A 16464-nucleotide genomic window follows, 5' to 3' on the forward strand; every position below is an offset into this window, starting at 1 on the left:
GAGCATAGCTTCGCGCGCCCTGACTTGTCCGAGCGTCTCTTTCTCCTCGCCATCGCAACCTCCATCAGCAGGGTGTTGCGACGACCGGTTGAGACCGCCCGTTGTCGGCGGATAGCAGTGTGGATTAGCTTTGGCCCCGCCTACCTACGGTGCTAAACTCGGTCTGGAGCCGCAACTGACGGTGGGCGAGGCGCTGGCGCACAGCTACCTACAACTCCACTTTTCCGAAGCTGCGCTGCATTCCTGATAGTCTCACAGGTGGCGACAAAGTTTAAACTTCCGCCCAGCAAATCGCAGGTACAATAAGATCAGCGATCCAAAAATAATTTAGACATTAGTCTACCCTACTTCTAATCAAGGCTTCAATAGCCCTCGCCTTGATCTGCGCGCTCCCATTTCCATTTCGGACAAAAACGATTTCATCGTCCATCTGAGTCGGTCGCTTGCATACGGTTATCCCTTGCCGTCTAGGCCTCACGAGGACAACGCAAACAGTCTGGCCAGATTTGGCGATAAGTTTTCTAGAAATATGGCCAATACAACTTCTGAAGTCATAGATATACTTATCTAAGCAAGAGGAAAAAAACAGTTCCCATTTGTCTAAATTAGATGGTCGACCCGGAATGAATTCGAGCTCACACTCGATGCCACAAACCTCGCGCTGATCGCTCACCCCAATCAAAAGCGTTCCTCCATCCGAATTCAGAAATGCACAGATGGTCTTAATGCATTCAAAGATCAGGTCTTCTGAAACCCAGTGTTCCCTTGGAATTTGTTCATTTCCAAAAACTCTCTTTTTTAAATAGAGTGACTCCTTGAATTCTACCTCCTGCCCCTCGTCGGAGCCTAGCGCTTCCTCTAGTGCCAACTTAAACTTCTCTTGAGTTTTTATTCTAGATACAACCCGCGACTGCTCAAGCTCACCCTCAGTCACCGATGGGTTCAACTCAAGGCCTTTTTCTTCCAACGCCTTTTGTATTTCGCTACAGGCGACCATTGCTCCCAAGTCGGAGAATTCTGGAAGCCTGCGAAGATCATTAATAGTAGTTTCGAGCCCATTTTGGTGGGCTTGTAATATGACCTCTAAGAACTCCAAGGAAGGCATTACGCTAGCTTAGTTAGGCTGATAAGTTTTTGCGCTATCAAATCAGCCCTATGGTTCCAGAATGGCTCTATTCCAGCCAGACCTGACTGCAGACATTGGAAGCCATATTGATCAATAAATACATCTAATAAAGAATTTTCTGATGGCCCAGAAAATTCAACAGCCTTTTCTAAAAGGTATGTAGACGGACTTTTGGATTTCCAGTCATTATTTACTAGCCTAGAAATCGGCATGAGGTTGGCGATAGAATCGACGTAATTCCTCCCTTCAAAGTTTTTCCCAAGGATGTCTAAGTATTCGCCTGACGCGTTTTCACGACACCAGCGCTTTGGGTAAATATGATGAAGCTCAACATGGTTATCATCTTCACCGACAAGCTGACTGCCCATGAAGTCCTCAGTCGCTGCCGCCACCATTGGAAGAAGTAGAGCAGACTGCAAAGCGCCACCTGGTCGACCATTGGTCAGGAGGTCTACCAACTCTGGATGAGATCTAACTTCTGACGGATTAATCTCACGACTAAGTTGTTGATCGGCAAAAGCGATCCAGTCATCTTTGCTCTGAAAATTTCCTTTTGAGCCAAGAATTGACTTCAAAAGGTTCATATCCGTTCCCATTTGACTCAAAAAGCCCTGATCATAGCGCGTTGACAAGGCGTTCCGCCAAAAAAATGCTCGATAAAGATCGTCCAGATCGCGCACGGACCAACTCCCATGCGTGCTTTCCGGGTCGAAGCGTTTGTGCCATCTGAGACCCACGTAAATTCCTGAAGAAATTGGGTATGGACATTGTAGGTATCCGAACGATCCGCCCGCGACAACTTTCTGAAAGTCGCCGATGAATTTGGCAAACTCCTCTGTATGTTCAACCAGATGTACCCAATGCTCTACTGGCGTGGCCAGAAGATCAGAAGATTTTACCGATGATATTTTTTTTGACTGAGAGGCACCGGCGACGCGCCTGGAGCCCGGTTTCGTGGGTAGGTCGGTTAGTGCGACGAAGCAGGCTGTTGAAATTTGAGCGATAAGCTCAGGCCTCTTCTTTGGCACTGCCCAGCCGATGGCCCCATCAAGCTGCGAAAGGTCATCCATCCAATCTCTAAGATGTAGCTTGTCATCCGTATCGCGTAGCAACCAGGAGTTAATCAAATCAACTGTTGATACTTTCATTCCAGTAAGGTTAAGTGTCTCAAATATTTCGCATATCTGGCCTAGATCGTACCTCTGTGGAACGGTGCAAGCGCCGAGCTTAGTTTCTGTAATTCCCTCAAAGGCTTGTTGCAAAATCTTGTCCCGACGTTCGATCTCATCAGGATTCGGGTACTCGCCTTCCGGATAAATAGACTCATCTTTTAGTTTCTGAATGTATCCATACCACTGTTGGAGTATGGTTTGATCTTTATCGAAACTAGCAAGTGGAAAATAGCCTTTGGCAATACAGGCGTCAAGATTTGTAAGGCCTTCCTTCTGGACTACACTTTTCTTTTTGAATATTACTCTTTCTAGCGGATCGCTTAATGATGCATTTAAAAAATATCGCCCCGCATACTTATTGCCGCCGAAGCTAGGCGAAAAGCCTGCGAACGCCATCGCGAGGGCAGTGCTTCTTTGCCGGCCATCCAGAATTGCCAGCACTTGAGACGGGCTAGACTCAGGCTTCCCAAACTCTTTGACCACTTTGGTTTTGGTTTGACTGTCCCAATCGTCAATAGACAGTGGCTCAAGCTCAATGTGGGAATCTGATGGCTGCTCCCAGAGCGTCACCATACCTATTGGATAGCCGTCAATTACAGATGTTGCCAGGCCAGCAACTGCAGAAGTATCCCAAACAAACTCGCGCTGAAATCGCGGAACTTTCCATCGTCTTGCTTTGAGATTTTCGAGTATCTCTGAGATCGAGAGCTCGGAAATTCGTATACTCGACGCCATTTTTTTTCCAGTTAATTTAGGGTGCCGACAATTTAGTCGCCAATACCCTGCGCGGTTTTTCGTTCTACAGCCTATCGGCTCGGCGAGGGTTCAAAGCACTTCTGAGAGGTGCCGATCCATCTTGAATAGAAAAATAATTTCTGCAAGGGCTGGTGTGGCTGGTAGCTCTGCTTCGCATACATTCCGCGGCTTCTCGCCCTAGCATGTGCGGTTTTGACGTCTGCGCTGAGATGCTCGGAACGTTGTCTTTCGGGTGACGGCTATTTGTGTATCGCGCATGGTGCAATTGTCTGTCTTTCGCCTCACGACGGCGCTGAGGTGCCTCCTGCTGCTACCATTGAGACAGTACGTGGCTGGCTACTCTCGCGCCACCTCCGACGTCTTGTTCATATGCTCGTGCAGCACCTTCAGCAGCCCCCATTCCCCGTATCGGCTCCCCACTGACCCGCTCCCGGCCCAACCGCCAAGCTGGTTCTGCACGTCCTCTGGAACGCCTGCCGCCCGCATCCGGTCCCGCATCGCATGGCGCAAGCTATGGAGCGTCTTGCCAGCCCCGGAGATGCCCACAGGGCCCCGTAGCCACTTGATGAGGGCCGCAGAGGCAGCATCGGCATTCGTCTGCCCTTGGGCGTCCACGTAGCTCGGGAACAGGGCCTCTCCGTTCCCGGCGCGCATCGCCCGTTCGGCTCCCCACAGAGCCATGCCCACAAGCGGAATCTTGCGCTCCGATTGCTTTGTCTTGGTCGAGCGTCCCTCATGGTTGACGATCACGATGTGGGGGACGTCGCCGGTCTGAACGACATCCTGGCGACGCAGGCCGACAATCTCGGCAAGGCGCGCCCCGGTGTCCATCAGGAGGGCGATGATCCAGCGTCGTTCGTCATCGGCAAGGCGGCAACCTTCCCTGATCCTCTCAAGTTCGGAGTCGTTGAAGGGGACGCGCTTGGTCTCCCGGTCGGGCGTCTTGGGGATGCGCAGCTTCTCGAACACATTCGGGAACGTCAGCGTCTTCTCCGTCCGCGTCGTGTTCACGATGGCCCTGAGGCGGTTGAGGTAGCGTTGCACGGAACTCGCCGACAACCCGTCCTCGATCCACGTCTTCACCAAGCGGTTCGCGTCGTCACGGGTGTAGGTGTCCAGGGGTTTGTCGCCCAGCGCCTCGACGACCTTGGCGCAGATCCGGTCGCATTCGAGGATCTCGGCCTTCTTGGTGATCGACTTGAACGCTTTGTAGAAGGCCGTGGCCGCTGAGAAGGTCGGCAGCGACGGTTGAGCGATCCCGGCATAGAGCATCCAGGCTTTCGCCTCGACCGGGGGAAGAAGTTGTGGACCGGGCCGGGCAGGGGCGTTCCCCGTTCATGGCCTTCATTCGCAAGCGCCGTCTCAAGCTCTTCCTCGAACGCATCAGGCGTGATGCCAGCCTCGCTGTAGAGATCGATATCGCCGGGATTGAGATTGAAGCGGGCGAGCATGGCCAGCGCCGCCAGTTCGGTCTCGTGGCTGTCCTGGACGGTCGTCCCTTCAAGCGAGGCCCAATAGGCTTCCTGCTTGCGGTTCTCGATCACCGCCAGTTGCGCGGCCTTCACCGGATCGCGCGTGCCGAGCGACTTCATCAGGATGCCGTTGCGCGGCTTCGGGATGTGCTTGCGGACGGCCTCGGGAATGCGGCGGCGATAGTGGTAGTTCCCGCCCGGCGTCTTCTGGAACAGATAGGAAACGCTCACGACCAGACGCCCGAGGCGGAGGATCGCGACCGTCACCGTGTCACCTCTTGTGTTACCAAGAGAGACCCTAGGAGGTCACTAACCCCCTGAAGATATGGGGAAAACCGAGGGCGGGATGGCTCCGGCGGTAGGATTCGAACCTACGACCAGCGGATTAACAGTCCGATGCTCTACCACTGAGCTACGCCGGATCAGCCCGCACCTTGTCGGCGGACCGGCGTATAGCAAGGGTCTCGGGGCGCGTCCAGTGGGGGGAGACGTTTTCGTTGGTCTGCGACGGAATTAGCCGTTCCGCCGCGCCGACCGCCGACCCTCCGGGCGCCGTCGTCGACGCGATCCGGGGGCGCAGCTGCGAGACGGACGGGCCGGGCGCCCGCGCCGCCCCTTCAGCCGGCCGCCTCTCGGCTCAACTTCCCGAGGGGCGGCCGCCGTATTCGCGGGTCACTTCGCCCACCACCCGGGCGACGAGGTCGCGCAGCAGCAGCAGACGCTCGTCGCCGATCCGGCTCTTGGGGCCCGACACCGAGATCGCGGCGGCCGGGATCCCGGTCTCGGTCAGCACCGCCGCGCCGATGCAGCGCAGGCCCTCGGCATGCTCCTCGTCGTCCACCGCCACGCCGTCGCGGCGGGCGCGCTCCAGCGCCTCGGCCAGCTGCTCGGGCTCGGTCAGGGTGCGGGGCGTGGCGCGGGGCAGGCCGTGCTCCTCGATCACGCGGCGCGCGTGCTCGGGGCGCATATGGGCCAGCATCGCCTTGCCCGCCCCCGACCAGTGCATCTTGGTGCGCCCGCCGACCCGGGTCATCGCGCGCATCGCGTGGCGGCTCTCCACCTGGGCCATGCACACGATCTCGCCGCCCGATTCGAGGAAGATGTTCGCCGTCTCCCCCGTCGTCTCCATCAGCCGGCGCATGTAGGGGCGCGCCATCACGATCACGTCGCGGGTCCGCGCGAAGGCCGCCCCGACGGTGAACGCCGCCACCCCCACCTGCCAGGATCCGGAGCCCGCGTCGAAGCGCACGAAGCGCTCGCTCTCCAGAGTGGTCAGGATCCGGTGGGCGGTGGAGGCCGCGAGCGAGGCGCGTTGCGCGGTTTCCGAAAGGGTCAGTCCCTCGGGGCTTTCGGAGAGCACCCGCATCACCGACACGGCGCGCGTGATCGCCCTCACCTGTCCGGTTCGTCCGTCAATGTCTTTCGCGGCCATTCGGCGGCCTCCTCTTCGTTGTCCTCCCGCAACTAGCCCGTTGCGCGCCACTGACCAGAGCCGCGCCCCCGGATCGGCTTGGCGGGAGGCTCCGGGCTGGATACAACTTCGTGATCCCGTCGCGGCCGGCCCGCAGAGGCCATCCCGCATCCGGCGGCGGCGCGACGGCCAGGGGAGGAGGACCGCCATGCAGGTGCGCCGCGTCAACGGGCTCGCGCTCCACTATGCCGACGAGGGCGACCGGGAAGGGACCCCGGTGGTGTTCTCCAACTCGCTGGGCACGGATTTCCGGATCTGGGACGGGATGATCGCGCGGCTGGGCGCCGGCCTGCGCCTGATCCGCTACGACGCCCGCGGCCATGGCCTGTCGGAGGCGCCGTCCGACGCCTGCACGGTGGAGGATCTGGCCGACGACCTCGCGGGCCTGCTCGATCAGCTCGAGGTGAAGCGCGCCGTGGTGGTGGGGCTGTCGATCGGGGGGATGGCGGCGCAGTCGCTGGCGGCGCGGCGCCCCGATCTCGTCGGCGCCCTGGTGCTGATGGACACCGCCGCGCGCATCGGCGAGCCGATCGCCTGGGAGGCCCGCATCGCCCAGGTGGAGGCCGAGGGCCTGCCCGCCATCGCCGACGGGGTGATCGCGCGCTGGTTCTCCGCCGGCTTCCAGGCCAGCCGCAAGACCGAGCTCGCCGCCTGGCGCGCCATGCTCGCGCGGACCGAGGCGCGCGGCTATCTCGCCTGCTGCCGGGCGCTGCGCGACGCCGACCTGCGTGAGGCGGCGGCCCGCCTCAGCCTGCCGGTGCTGGCGATCTGCGGGGACGAGGACCTCTCCACCCCCCCGGCCGTGGTCGAGGCCACCGCCGACCTGATCGCCGGGGCCCGCTTCGAACTGGTGCGCGAGGCCGGGCATCTGCCCTGCATCGAGCACCCCAGCGCCTGCGCGGCCATGCTGACCGCCTTTCTGTCGGAGATCGGACGATGAGCGAAGACGCCCTCTCCCGCCGCGCCGCCGGCGAGGCCACCCGCCGGAAGGTGCTGGGCGACGCCCATGTCGACCGCAGCCAGGGAACCGCGACAGCTTTCGACAAACCCTTCGTGGATTTCATCACCGAGGGCGCCTGGGGAACGGTCTGGTCGGGCGAGCAGTTAACCCTTCGTGAACGTTCGCTGATCACAGTGGCGCTGCTGGCGGGGCTGGGGCGGGAGGAGGAATTCGCGCTTCACACCCGCGCCACGCTCAACACCGGGGCCAGCCCCGAGGACGTGCGCGAGGCGCTGCTTCACGTGGCGGTCTACGCCGGCGTGCCGGCGGCCAATTCCGCCTTTCGCATCGCCAAGAAGATCTTCGCCGAACGCGAGGATCCCGACAGGCCCGACCCGGCCGGCTGACCGCCGCGCCGAAACGAAACCGTCGGGGGGGGAGCCCGGCGGGGCGCCCGCGCCGCGGGGGCCGAAGGGGAGGATCGCGCAGGAGGCGGCGATGGAATTCGAAAGCGACATGGCCCACCCGGAGGGGGCCTTCTTCACGCGGGACCGGACGGGATGGCACCCAAGGCCGCTCGATCCGGGCTACAAGACCTCGGTGCTCCGGTCCCCGTCCCGCCCGCTGGTGGCGCTCGACTCCACCCTTTCGGAGCTGACCGGCCCGGTGTTCGGCCATGACCAGATCGGGCCGCAGGACGACGACCTCACCCTCAACTTCGCCCGTCCCGGCCATACGCCGATCGGCCCGCGGATCATCGTCCACGGAAGGGTGCTGGACGAGAACGGCCGCCCGGTCCCCGGCGCGCTGGTGGAGGTGTGGCAGGCCAATGCCGGGGGCCGCTACCGCCACAAGAAGGAATCCTATCTCGCGCCGCTCGATCCCGATTTCGGCGGCTGCGGGCGCTGCCTGACCGACGAGACCGGCTGGTACCGCTTCCGCACCATCCAGCCCGGCCCCTATCCCTGGCCCAACGGCCCGAACGACTGGCGCCCCGCGCATATCCACTTCTCGCTCTTCGGCCACGGCTTCGGCCAGCGCCTGATCACCCAGATGTATTTCGAGGGCGATCCCCTGATCTGGAAATGCCCCATCGTGCAGACCATCCCCAGCCGGGAGGCGGTGGAGCGGCTGATCGCGCCGCTCGACCTGCGCCACGCCATCCCCATGGACGCGCTCTGCTACCGCTTCGACATCGTGCTGCGCGGACGCCGCTCGACCCTGTTCGAAAACCGGATGGAGGGACTTTGACATGAGCCGCCTGCGCCACGACCTGCCCAACGACCTCGCCGGCGACTTCAAGGAGACCCCCTCCCAGACCGCCGGCCCCTATGTGCATATCGGCCTCACCCCCAATTTCAGCGGGATCGAGGGGGTGTATCCCGAGGATCTCGGCCGCGTCCTGCTCGACCCCGGCGTCCAGGGCGAGCGCATCACGATCCGCGGCGCCGTCTGGGACGGGGCGGGGTCCGTGGTGCGCGACGCGCTGGTGGAGATCTGGCAGGCCGACGCCGGCGGGCTTCATCCCGGCATCGGCGAGCCGCGCGGCGTCTCCGACCCGGCCTTCGGCGGCTTCGGACGCGCCGCGGCCGACGGCGACACCGGCGAATGGATGTTCGAGACGTTGCGCCCCGGCCGCGTGCCGTTCAAGGACGGGCGGATGATGGCGCCGCATGTCACTTTCTGGATCGTGGCGCGGGGCATCAATATCGGGCTGCATACCCGCATGTATTTCCCCGACGAATCCTCGGCCAACGCCGAGGATCCGGTGCTCGCCCGCCTCGAACCGCCGTCGCGCGTCGCCACCCTCGTCGCGATGAAGGAGGGGCCGGGCGCCTACCGCTTCGACATCCGCCTGCAGGGCGAAGGGGAGACGGTTTTCTTCGACATCTGAGAGGACGGCCTTTCTTAGGCCTTTCTTATCCATGGGGCGGCTAGGTAAGGGCGATCCCGCCGCAAGCCAGTCACGAGGCCGCCCCATGACGCTCGACGATCTCCCCGCCGGCCGCAAATTCCTGCTCGTCTTCGCGGCGCTCGCCTTGGTGATGGGCGTGTTCCAGGCAGGGGGGATATACGCCGCGATGCGCGGGGCCGACAGCGGGCTGGAGGTGGGCGAACGCCTCGCGCCGCTGGGCGACGCGGCGATGGAGATCAAGCTCGCCGCCGCCGAGGCCCACCTGAAGATGGAGGAGATCATGGCCGGCGACGCGGCGGAGGATTTCTCCGACGTGCTGGCCCTGCTGGGCGAAAGCCGCTTCTACGCCCGCGCCATCCTCGACGGCGCCGCGAATGACGAGGGGGTCTACATCGCCTCCCGGGATCCCCAGGTGCGCGCCCGGATCGAGGATGTGTTGAAAGAGCTCGACGCTTTCGCCGCCGCCGCGCGCGCCCGGCATGCGCTGCTCGCCGCGGCCCAGGGCGTGGGCACCGGGGCCGACGAAGAATTCGACCAGCTCTACGACCGGCTCGAGGACGCCGCCGCCGCCGCCGCCGCGCGGGCGCCCGACGATGCGATCGCGCAGCGCCTGGTGGGCGAGGCCCGCCAGCTGATCTCCCATGGCCATCTGTTGGTGGAAGAGGTGCTCGGCGGCGACGCGAACGAGGATTTCGGCCAGGCCCTCGGCGCGTTCGACGCCGCCGCCGCCGCGATCCGCGCCGCCGCCGACCGCGCTCCGGCCTTCGCGGAGGCGTCGATTCCGCTTCTCGCCGATCTCGCCCGGTTCTCGGCGCTCGCCGGCGCCCGGCGCGACGCCGCGCGCGCCGCCGCCGCGGCGCGCGAAAAGGCGGAGCTCGCCTTCGACGCCAGCTACGCCGCCTTCTTCGAACGGGCCGACGAGGCGGAGGAGATCGTTCATGTGGCGATGGATGCGGGGCTGGAGCGGCTGCGCGAGAACGAGCGCTACGCCGTGGCGCTGCCGATGGTCGCGTCGCTGGCCTTCCTGGGGGTGGCGGTGATCGCCTGGCGCTGGCTGCAACGCGCGATCGGGGCGCGGCTGGAGGAGCTGTCGGGGGTGATGCGGCGGCTCGCGTCGGGCGATCTCGCCGCGCCGCCGCCGTCCTGGCGCTCGCGCGACGAGGTCGGGGTGCTGCGCGACGCGCTCGGCGATTTCCGGACCGCCCTCATCCGCCAGCGGGAGATGGAGGCGACCGCCAAAAGCCTGGCGGACGAGACGCGTCGGCGCGCCGACGCCGCCTCCGCCCTGAACGCCCGCCTTGCCGAGATGGCGGAGGCCGTGGCCGGCGGCCGCCTCGATGGCCGCCTGCCCGACCGCCACGGGGAGGTGTCGCTCGACCGGCTCGCCGGCGACGTGAACCGGCTGGTGGCGGTGGTGCAGGAGGTGGTGGAGGAGACCGGCGCCGCGCTTTCGGCGCTGGCCGAAGGCGATCTTTCGCGGCGGATGAAGGGCGGCTGGCAGGGCGCCTACGCCACGCTCGCCGCCGATGCCGACCGCGCGGCCGAGCGTCTGGCCGATATGATCCGCGAAGTTCAGTCGCTCGCCGCCCAGGCCGGCGAAGGCGCGCGGGGCCTTGCGGACGAGAGCCGGCAACTCGCCGCCCGCGCCGAATCGCAGGCCGCGGCGCTGGAGGAGACCTCCGCCGCGACCGAGGAGATGACCGGCCGCGTCGCCAACACCGCCGCCCGCTCCGGCGAGGCCGCCAACGACGCCCGCCTCGCCGAACAGCGCACCGAATCGAGCCACGAGGTGGTCAATCGCTCCATCGAGGCCATCGGCGCGATCCAGAAAAGCGCCCAGCGCATGTCCGAGATCGTCGGCGTCATCGATTCCATCGCCTTCCAGACCAACCTGCTGGCGCTGAACGCCGCGGTTGAGGCGGCCCGCGCCGGGGAGGCCGGCAAGGGCTTCGCGGTGGTGGCGGCCGAGGTGCGCACGCTGGCCCAGCGCTCATCGGAGGCGGCCAAGGACATCGCCAACCTGATCAAGGACTCGAACCACAAGGTCGGGCAGGGCGTCCAGCTCGGCGAAGCCACCGGCGAGGCGCTGAACGGCATCCGCGAGGTGGTCTCCCGCCTCGCCGTCGCCATCGGCGAGATCAGCCGCGAAAACGCCCAGCTTTCGGCCTCGGTCTCCGAAACCACCGCGGTGATCCGCGAGCTCGACGGCGACACCCAGGCCAATGCCGAGGCGGCGGAGCGCACCGCCGCCGCCACCGCCGAACTCAGCAGCCTGATGGGCCGCGCCGAGGATCTGGCCAGCCGCTTCCAGCTTGCCCCCGCGCCCCGCCGCAGCGCCGCCTGACCCGGGCCGCGGGCGAGCGGGCCGGCCGGCGCTCCTGAACGTCGCGTCGAGGGCCGCGGCTGCAGGCTGATCGTCTCGCTGGAGCCCCCAGCCGGACCAGACCGTCGGATCGCGAAACCGGCCTCCTGCCAGAAGATCCTCCAAGATCCGCGCCATCGCACGGCTTCCGCGCAGTGAGGCGGACATGCGGACATCGTCCGGACCGGCCCCGCCCGCGCCCCGCGCCCTCGGTTGCGCCCGTCGCGGCGGCGCCGCATGGTCCCGCCGGCCAGCGGCCCAGCCGCCCCGCCGAACGGAGCCCGCGATGTCCGCCACCCCCTTCGACAGCCCGATCCTACGCGATCTCGTGTCCGACCCCGACGCCGCGCGCCTGTTCTCCGCCCCCGCCGAAATCCGCGCCATGATGCTGGTCGAAGGCGCGCTGGCCCGGGCCCAGGGCGCGCTCGGCCTGATCCCAGAGACCGCCGCCGCCGCCATCCACCGCGCCGCGCGCGAGCTGGTCATCGACCCCGCCGCGCTGGCGGCCGGGACCGCCGCCGCGGGCGTGCCGGTCCCCGCCTTCGTCGCTGCGTTCCGGGCCGCGATGGGCGCCCCCGAACACGCCGCCTGGCTGCATTTCGGCGCCACCAGCCAGGACATCGTCGACACCGCGCTGGTGCTGCGCCTGCGCGCCTATCTCGACCTGATCGACGCGCGCCTGGTCGCCATCCTCGCGGCCCTCGCCCCCGCCGCCCGCCAGTGGCGCGACCTGCCGATGGCCGCCCGCACCCGCGGCCAGGCCGCCGCCCCCACCACGTTCGGCGCCCGGATCGCCATATGGGGCGGGCCGCTGCTGCGGGCGCGGACCCGCCTCGCCGAGCTTCGGCCCCGCCTCCTCCAGGTCTCGCTCGCCGGGGCCGCGGGCACGCTCGCCGCGATGGGCCCGGACGCCGCCGCCGTGCCGCCGCGGCTGGCCGAGGAACTCGGCCTCCATGCCCCCGATCTGCCCTGGCATGCCGCGCGCGACAGCATCGCCGAGCTCGCCGCCCAGCTCGGCATCCTCACCGCCTCGCTCGGGAAATTCGGGCTCGACCTGACCCTGCTCGGCCAGTCCGAGGTCGGCGAGCTTGAAGCGGGGATCGCCGGGGGGTCCTCCACCCTGCCCAACAAGGCCAATCCGGTGGCGGCCGAAACGCTCGTCGCGCTCGGCCGCCACGCGGCGCCCCTGTCCTCGGCCGTGCAGCAGGCGGTGTTGGCGGGGCATGAGCGCGACGGAGCCGCCTGGCTGCAGGAATGGCTGGCGCTGCCGCAGCTCTGCCTCACCGCGGCCGCCGCCACCCGTCACGCGCTGGCGCTCGCCTCCGACCTGCGCCCCGACCCCGCCCGGATGCGGGCCAACCTGCTGGCGGGCGGCGGGCTGATCCTGGCCGAGGCCGCCACGTTTCGCCTCGTCGCCGAAGGCCGGCCCCGCCCCGCGGCCCAGGAAGCGGTCGCGCGGGCCTGCAAGGCCGCGATGGAAGCCGGAACCACGCTCTCCGCAGCGCTGGCCACCGAGCCCGAAGCCGCCGGCATCGACTGGACCGCCGCGCTGGCGCCGGAGCTGCATCTGGGCCTCGCCCCGGCCCATGCCGACCGCTTCGCCGCGCTCGTCGCCGGGTCGAGACCGGCAGGCGCCTGACCTGAAACGCAGAAGGGGCCGAGCTCCCCAGCCCGGCCCCTCTCGCCCCCATCCGCACCGACGTCGACGCGCCCGCCCGCGCGCGACGCGCTGCAGGCGAAGGAGGGGCGCCCGGACCCCCTGAACAAGGGACCCCGGACTGGCGGGCCGCTTTTCTTCCGTGTCCGCGGTTTCCCCACGCGAACCTGGCACGACCTCGCCTTCGCAGACCAGAAACCCCATCCGCCGTGATACGCGCGTGACGGAATCACGGCATTCTCGGCTTCAAGCCTTGATTTCGGAAAAAAGCGCCTCGGCCTCGTCGAAATGCGTGGACCAGGCGCGCGGCGACCATGCCGCGATCCGCCCCAGCTGCGCCGCGCGCGGGTCCGGACCGCCCGGCGTCGGATGGGCGTAGGCGAGCAGGGTCTCGAACCATTCGGGCAGGTCGAGCGGGTCGATATAGTCGGCCGCCGCCCCGCCGACGGCGCGCAGCGCGGGGATATCGGCGGCGATCACCGGGCAGCCGAGCGCCAGCGCTTCGGGCACCGCGAGGCCCGAGCCTTCCGCGAAGCTGGGCGCGAGCAGGGCGCAGGCCCCGGCCAGCCGCTCCGCCACCTGGGCGTCGCCGAGCTCGCCGCGTTCGAACACCAGCCGTCCGGACATCGGGGCGCGGTCGAGGATGTCGACCACCGCCTCCGATTCCGACGCGCGTCGCCCGAGGATGAACAGCCGCGGCGCCGCCCCCTCGCCCAGCTCCTGCCAGAGCCGCTGCCATATCCACAGCATCGAGAGATGGTTGCGCCGCGGCTCGATGGCCCCGAGCATCACGAAGCCGCCGCGCGTCTCCGCCCGCTCCGCCGCGCCGGGGCCGGGGGCGGGCAGGGGGGTGAGGCCAAGCGGCGCGATGCGCGACGGCGGCGGGGATTCCAGATGACCGGCCGCGATGGCCGCGGTCTCGGGCGTCGCGTGCAGCAGTCCGTCGCACATGCCGGCGGCGGCGAGGAAGGACATCAGCCGGGTCGGTTCGCTCGGCCGCGCCAGCTCCGGCCGGTCCAGCGCCACCAGGTCGTGACATAGCGCCACCGCCCGCCCGACGCCGCCCGCCCGCAGCGCCTTCAGCCGCGTCGCGTCGAGCTGCGCCTGCGCCACGTTCAGATACAGGAACGGCCCGCGCTCGGTCCCCAGCAGCCCGGCCAGATCCTCGCCCTGCGCGAGCGACAGCCGCCGAGCCAGGCTGTCCGCCCGCCGCTGCCGTTCGGTCCGCCATGGCGAGAACGCCCCGCGCAGATCGGCGGGCGGCAGCTCGGCCCCCCCGTCCAGCGCCGCGATCAGCGCGCTCGCCCCCGCCCCGTCGAGCAGCGCGTGACGCGGCCCGGCCGAGACCAGGAACCGCGCCCCGTCTTCGCCCGCCAGCCGTGCGGCCCAGGCGCGTTCCGCCCGGTCGATGGCCCCGGGGATCAGCCGGCCGGCCCGCGCCACCGTGCGCGTCAGGTCCAGCAGACGGCGAAGCGGGGCGCCCGTCATCGCGCGCCCGTCATCGGAGGAAAATCATGCGGAGGGGCTCAACGGTGCTGGCTCGGGGAAAACAGGCGGGCCGTTCACGCTCCGGCGATCGGGGCGCGGTGTCAACGCCCCCCCGACGCTCCCACGACGCTCCCCCCGGCTCAGCGGGCGTAGCGCCCGGTCTGCCGCCATCCCCAGGCGTCGCCGATCATCTGCGCCATCACCGAGCGTTCCGGCCGCCAGCCCAGCACTTCGCGCGCCCGGGTCCCGTCGCAGACCAGCCGCGCGGGGTCGCCCGCCCGCCGCGGCCCGTAGTTCATCGGCACCGTCTCGCCGACCACGGCGGAGGCCGCGTCGACCACTTCGCGCACCGAGAACCCGGTCCCGGTGCCGAGGTTCAGCCGCAGGCTCTCACGCCCCGCCAGCAGCCACTCGGTCCCCAGCACATGGGCGTCGACCAGGTCCATGACATGCACGTAGTCGCGGATGCAGGTGCCGTCCGGCGTGGGATAATCCGTGCCGTTGATGGTCAGCGCATCGCGGGCCCCGGCCACCGAATCCAGCACATTGGGCACCAGATGCGTCTCGGGCACGTGATGCTCGCCCACCTCTCGGTCCGGATCCGCCCCCGCCACATTGAAATAGCGGAAGGCGATGGAGCGGATGCCATGCGCGACCTCGAAATCGTCGAGCATCTTCTCCACCGCCAGTTTCGACGCGCCATAGGGGTTGATCGGGGCCTGGCGCGCGGTCTCGGTGATCGGGTCCTCGTCGGGTTCGCCATAAGTGGCGGCGGTCGAGGAGAACACGATGGACCCCACGCCCGCGTCGCGCATCGCGGTCAGCAGGTTCAGCGACCCGCCGACATTGTTGCGCCAGTAGAGCTCGGGGTCCGCCATCGATTCGCCGACATTGGACAGCGCCGCGAAATGCATCACCGCCTCGGGCTTCGCCTGCGCGAAGGCGGCGCGCAGCCCGTCGAGGTCGAGCAGATCGCCCTCGATCACCTCCCCGAACTTCACCGCCTGCCGCCAGCCGGTCCGGAAATTGTCGAACACGACGGGCTCGTGACCCGCGGCGCGCAGGGCCTTGCAGCCATGCGCGCCAATGTAACCGGCGCCGCCGGTGACCAGAATTCTCGCCATGAGTCCCGTCTATCGCACGTGAAAGTTGAAGTTACTCGGCCGCCCGCATCACCGCCACGGTGTCGCGGAGGTAGTCGGCGAATTCGTGGCCCAGATCGGGCCGCGCCAGACCGAAGGCCACCGTCGCCTTCAGGAACCCGGATTTGGAGCCGCAGTCGAAGCGCCGCCCCTGGAAGCGGTAGCCGTAGACGTCGCGGCCTTCCTTGATCTCGCGGGCGATGGCGTCGGTCAGCTGGATCTCTCCGCCCGCGCCCTTCTGGCCGTCGTTGAGCGTGGTGAACACCGACGGCGGCAGGATGTAGCGCCCGATCACCGCGAGGTTCGAGGGCGGCGTGGTCTTCGGCTTCTCGACCATGCCCTTGGCCTTGACCAGCCGGCCCATGTCCTCGCCCACGTCGAGCACGCCATAGGACGAGACGTCGGCCAGCGGCACTTCCATCGTGGCGACCATGGCGCCGCCGGTCTCTTCGTAGGCGTCCATCATCTGCTCGAGGCAGGGCACTTCGGACGAGATCACGTCGTCGGCCAGCAGCACCGCCACCGGCTCGTCGTCGCCGATCAGGCGGCGGGCGCACCACACGGCGTGGCCGAGACCGAGCGCCTCGGTCTGGCGCACATAGGCGATGGCGCCCGAGTCCATGTTGGCCTTGCGCACTTCGGCCAGCAGGTCGGTCTTGCCCTTCTCCTCCAGCGCCCGCTCCAGCTCGGGGGCGAGGTCGAAATAGTCCTCCAGCGCCGATTTCCCGCGGGAGGTGACGAAGATGAATTCCTTGATGCCGGCGGCGCGGGCCTCGTCGATCGCGTACTGGATCAGCGGGCGGTCGACCAGCGGCAGCACCTCCTTGGGGATCGCCTTGGTGGCGGGCAGGAACCGGGTGCCCAGCCCCGCGACCGGGAAGATCGCCTTGGTGACTTTGTTGCCCATTCTATCCTCTTCGGCCCCGGCGCGAAAAGCGCGCCTCGGGGCGTGGCTTGGTGTTG

At 66.7% G+C, this 16464-nt stretch carries 13 protein-coding genes, 1 tRNA gene and 1 pseudogene; 6 read left to right on the top strand and 9 right to left on the bottom strand.

Going from position 1 to position 16464, the window contains the following annotated elements:
- Positions 1-334: 334 nt before the first annotated feature.
- The 6 genes and pseudogenes from ACTB72_RS04665 to ACTB72_RS04690 all read right to left on the bottom strand — a co-directional run bounded on the left by ACTB72_RS04665 (position 335) and on the right by ACTB72_RS04690 (position 5958).
- Complete coding sequence (locus ACTB72_RS04665; RefSeq protein WP_463035823.1) at positions 335-1105, bottom strand: AlbA family DNA-binding domain-containing protein; 771 nt, start codon at positions 1103-1105, stop codon at positions 335-337.
- Positions 1105-3033 (bottom strand): DUF262 domain-containing protein, encoded by a 1929-nt coding sequence (locus ACTB72_RS04670; protein WP_463035824.1) that lies wholly within the window; start codon positions 3031-3033, stop codon positions 1105-1107. The genes ACTB72_RS04665 and ACTB72_RS04670 overlap by 1 nt, the downstream gene beginning before the upstream one ends.
- Positions 3034-3390: 357 nt before the next feature.
- On the bottom strand, positions 3391-4326 hold the full coding sequence (locus ACTB72_RS04675; RefSeq protein WP_463035825.1) for a tyrosine-type recombinase/integrase: 936 nt from the start codon (positions 4324-4326) through the stop codon (positions 3391-3393).
- A gap of 287 nt (positions 4327-4613) precedes the next feature.
- Positions 4614-4793, bottom strand: a pseudogene (locus ACTB72_RS04680) (DUF6538 domain-containing protein); the annotation flags it as partial.
- A gap of 80 nt (positions 4794-4873) precedes the next feature.
- Positions 4874-4948: transfer RNA gene (locus ACTB72_RS04685), tRNA-Asn, on the bottom strand.
- 215 nt (positions 4949-5163) lie between these two features.
- Complete coding sequence (locus ACTB72_RS04690; protein WP_463035826.1) at positions 5164-5958, bottom strand: IclR family transcriptional regulator; 795 nt, start codon at positions 5956-5958, stop codon at positions 5164-5166.
- A 187-nt stretch (positions 5959-6145) separates the two neighbouring features.
- On the opposite strand from ACTB72_RS04690, the gene pcaD reads away from it, so the two are divergent.
- From pcaD to ACTB72_RS04720, 6 genes are all read left to right on the top strand, one after another.
- Positions 6146-6937: a 3-oxoadipate enol-lactonase gene (gene pcaD / locus ACTB72_RS04695; protein ID WP_463035827.1), complete on the top strand. Its 792-nt coding sequence runs from the start codon at positions 6146-6148 to the stop codon at positions 6935-6937.
- Positions 6934-7344, top strand: coding sequence for a 4-carboxymuconolactone decarboxylase (pcaC, locus tag ACTB72_RS04700; RefSeq protein ID WP_463035828.1), 411 nt, complete (start codon positions 6934-6936; stop codon positions 7342-7344). Before pcaD ends, pcaC begins: the two co-directional genes overlap by 4 nt.
- Before the next feature lie 109 nt (positions 7345-7453).
- The gene (gene pcaH / locus ACTB72_RS04705) at positions 7454-8188 is read left to right on the top strand and encodes a protocatechuate 3,4-dioxygenase subunit beta (RefSeq protein WP_463035862.1); all 735 of its coding nucleotides are present in this window, start codon (positions 7454-7456) and stop codon (positions 8186-8188) included.
- Between the two features lies 1 nt (position 8189).
- Positions 8190-8831: a protocatechuate 3,4-dioxygenase subunit alpha gene (gene pcaG, locus ACTB72_RS04710; RefSeq protein ID WP_463035829.1), complete on the top strand. Its 642-nt coding sequence runs from the start codon at positions 8190-8192 to the stop codon at positions 8829-8831.
- An 85-nt stretch (positions 8832-8916) separates the two neighbouring features.
- Positions 8917-11196: a methyl-accepting chemotaxis protein gene (locus ACTB72_RS04715; RefSeq protein ID WP_463035830.1), complete on the top strand. Its 2280-nt coding sequence runs from the start codon at positions 8917-8919 to the stop codon at positions 11194-11196.
- Positions 11197-11500: 304 nt separating this feature from the next.
- Positions 11501-12853 (top strand): lyase family protein, encoded by a 1353-nt coding sequence (locus ACTB72_RS04720; protein ID WP_463035831.1) that lies wholly within the window; start codon positions 11501-11503, stop codon positions 12851-12853.
- 264 nt (positions 12854-13117) lie between these two features.
- Here ACTB72_RS04720 and ACTB72_RS04725 read toward each other — a convergent pair whose 3' ends face one another.
- The 3 genes from ACTB72_RS04725 to galU all read right to left on the bottom strand — a co-directional run bounded on the left by ACTB72_RS04725 (position 13118) and on the right by galU (position 16408).
- Positions 13118-14359, bottom strand: a complete 1242-nt coding sequence (locus tag ACTB72_RS04725; RefSeq protein WP_463035832.1) for a glycosyltransferase — start codon at positions 14357-14359, stop codon at positions 13118-13120.
- 140 nt (positions 14360-14499) lie between these two features.
- A complete protein-coding gene (gene galE / locus ACTB72_RS04730; protein WP_463035833.1) occupies positions 14500-15483 on the bottom strand; it encodes a UDP-glucose 4-epimerase GalE in 984 nt (327 codons plus the stop codon).
- A 31-nt stretch (positions 15484-15514) separates the two neighbouring features.
- A complete protein-coding gene (gene galU / locus ACTB72_RS04735; protein WP_463035834.1) occupies positions 15515-16408 on the bottom strand; it encodes a UTP--glucose-1-phosphate uridylyltransferase GalU in 894 nt (297 codons plus the stop codon).
- Positions 16409-16464: the final 56 nt, after the last annotated feature.

The organism is Albimonas sp., assembly GCF_055129145.1.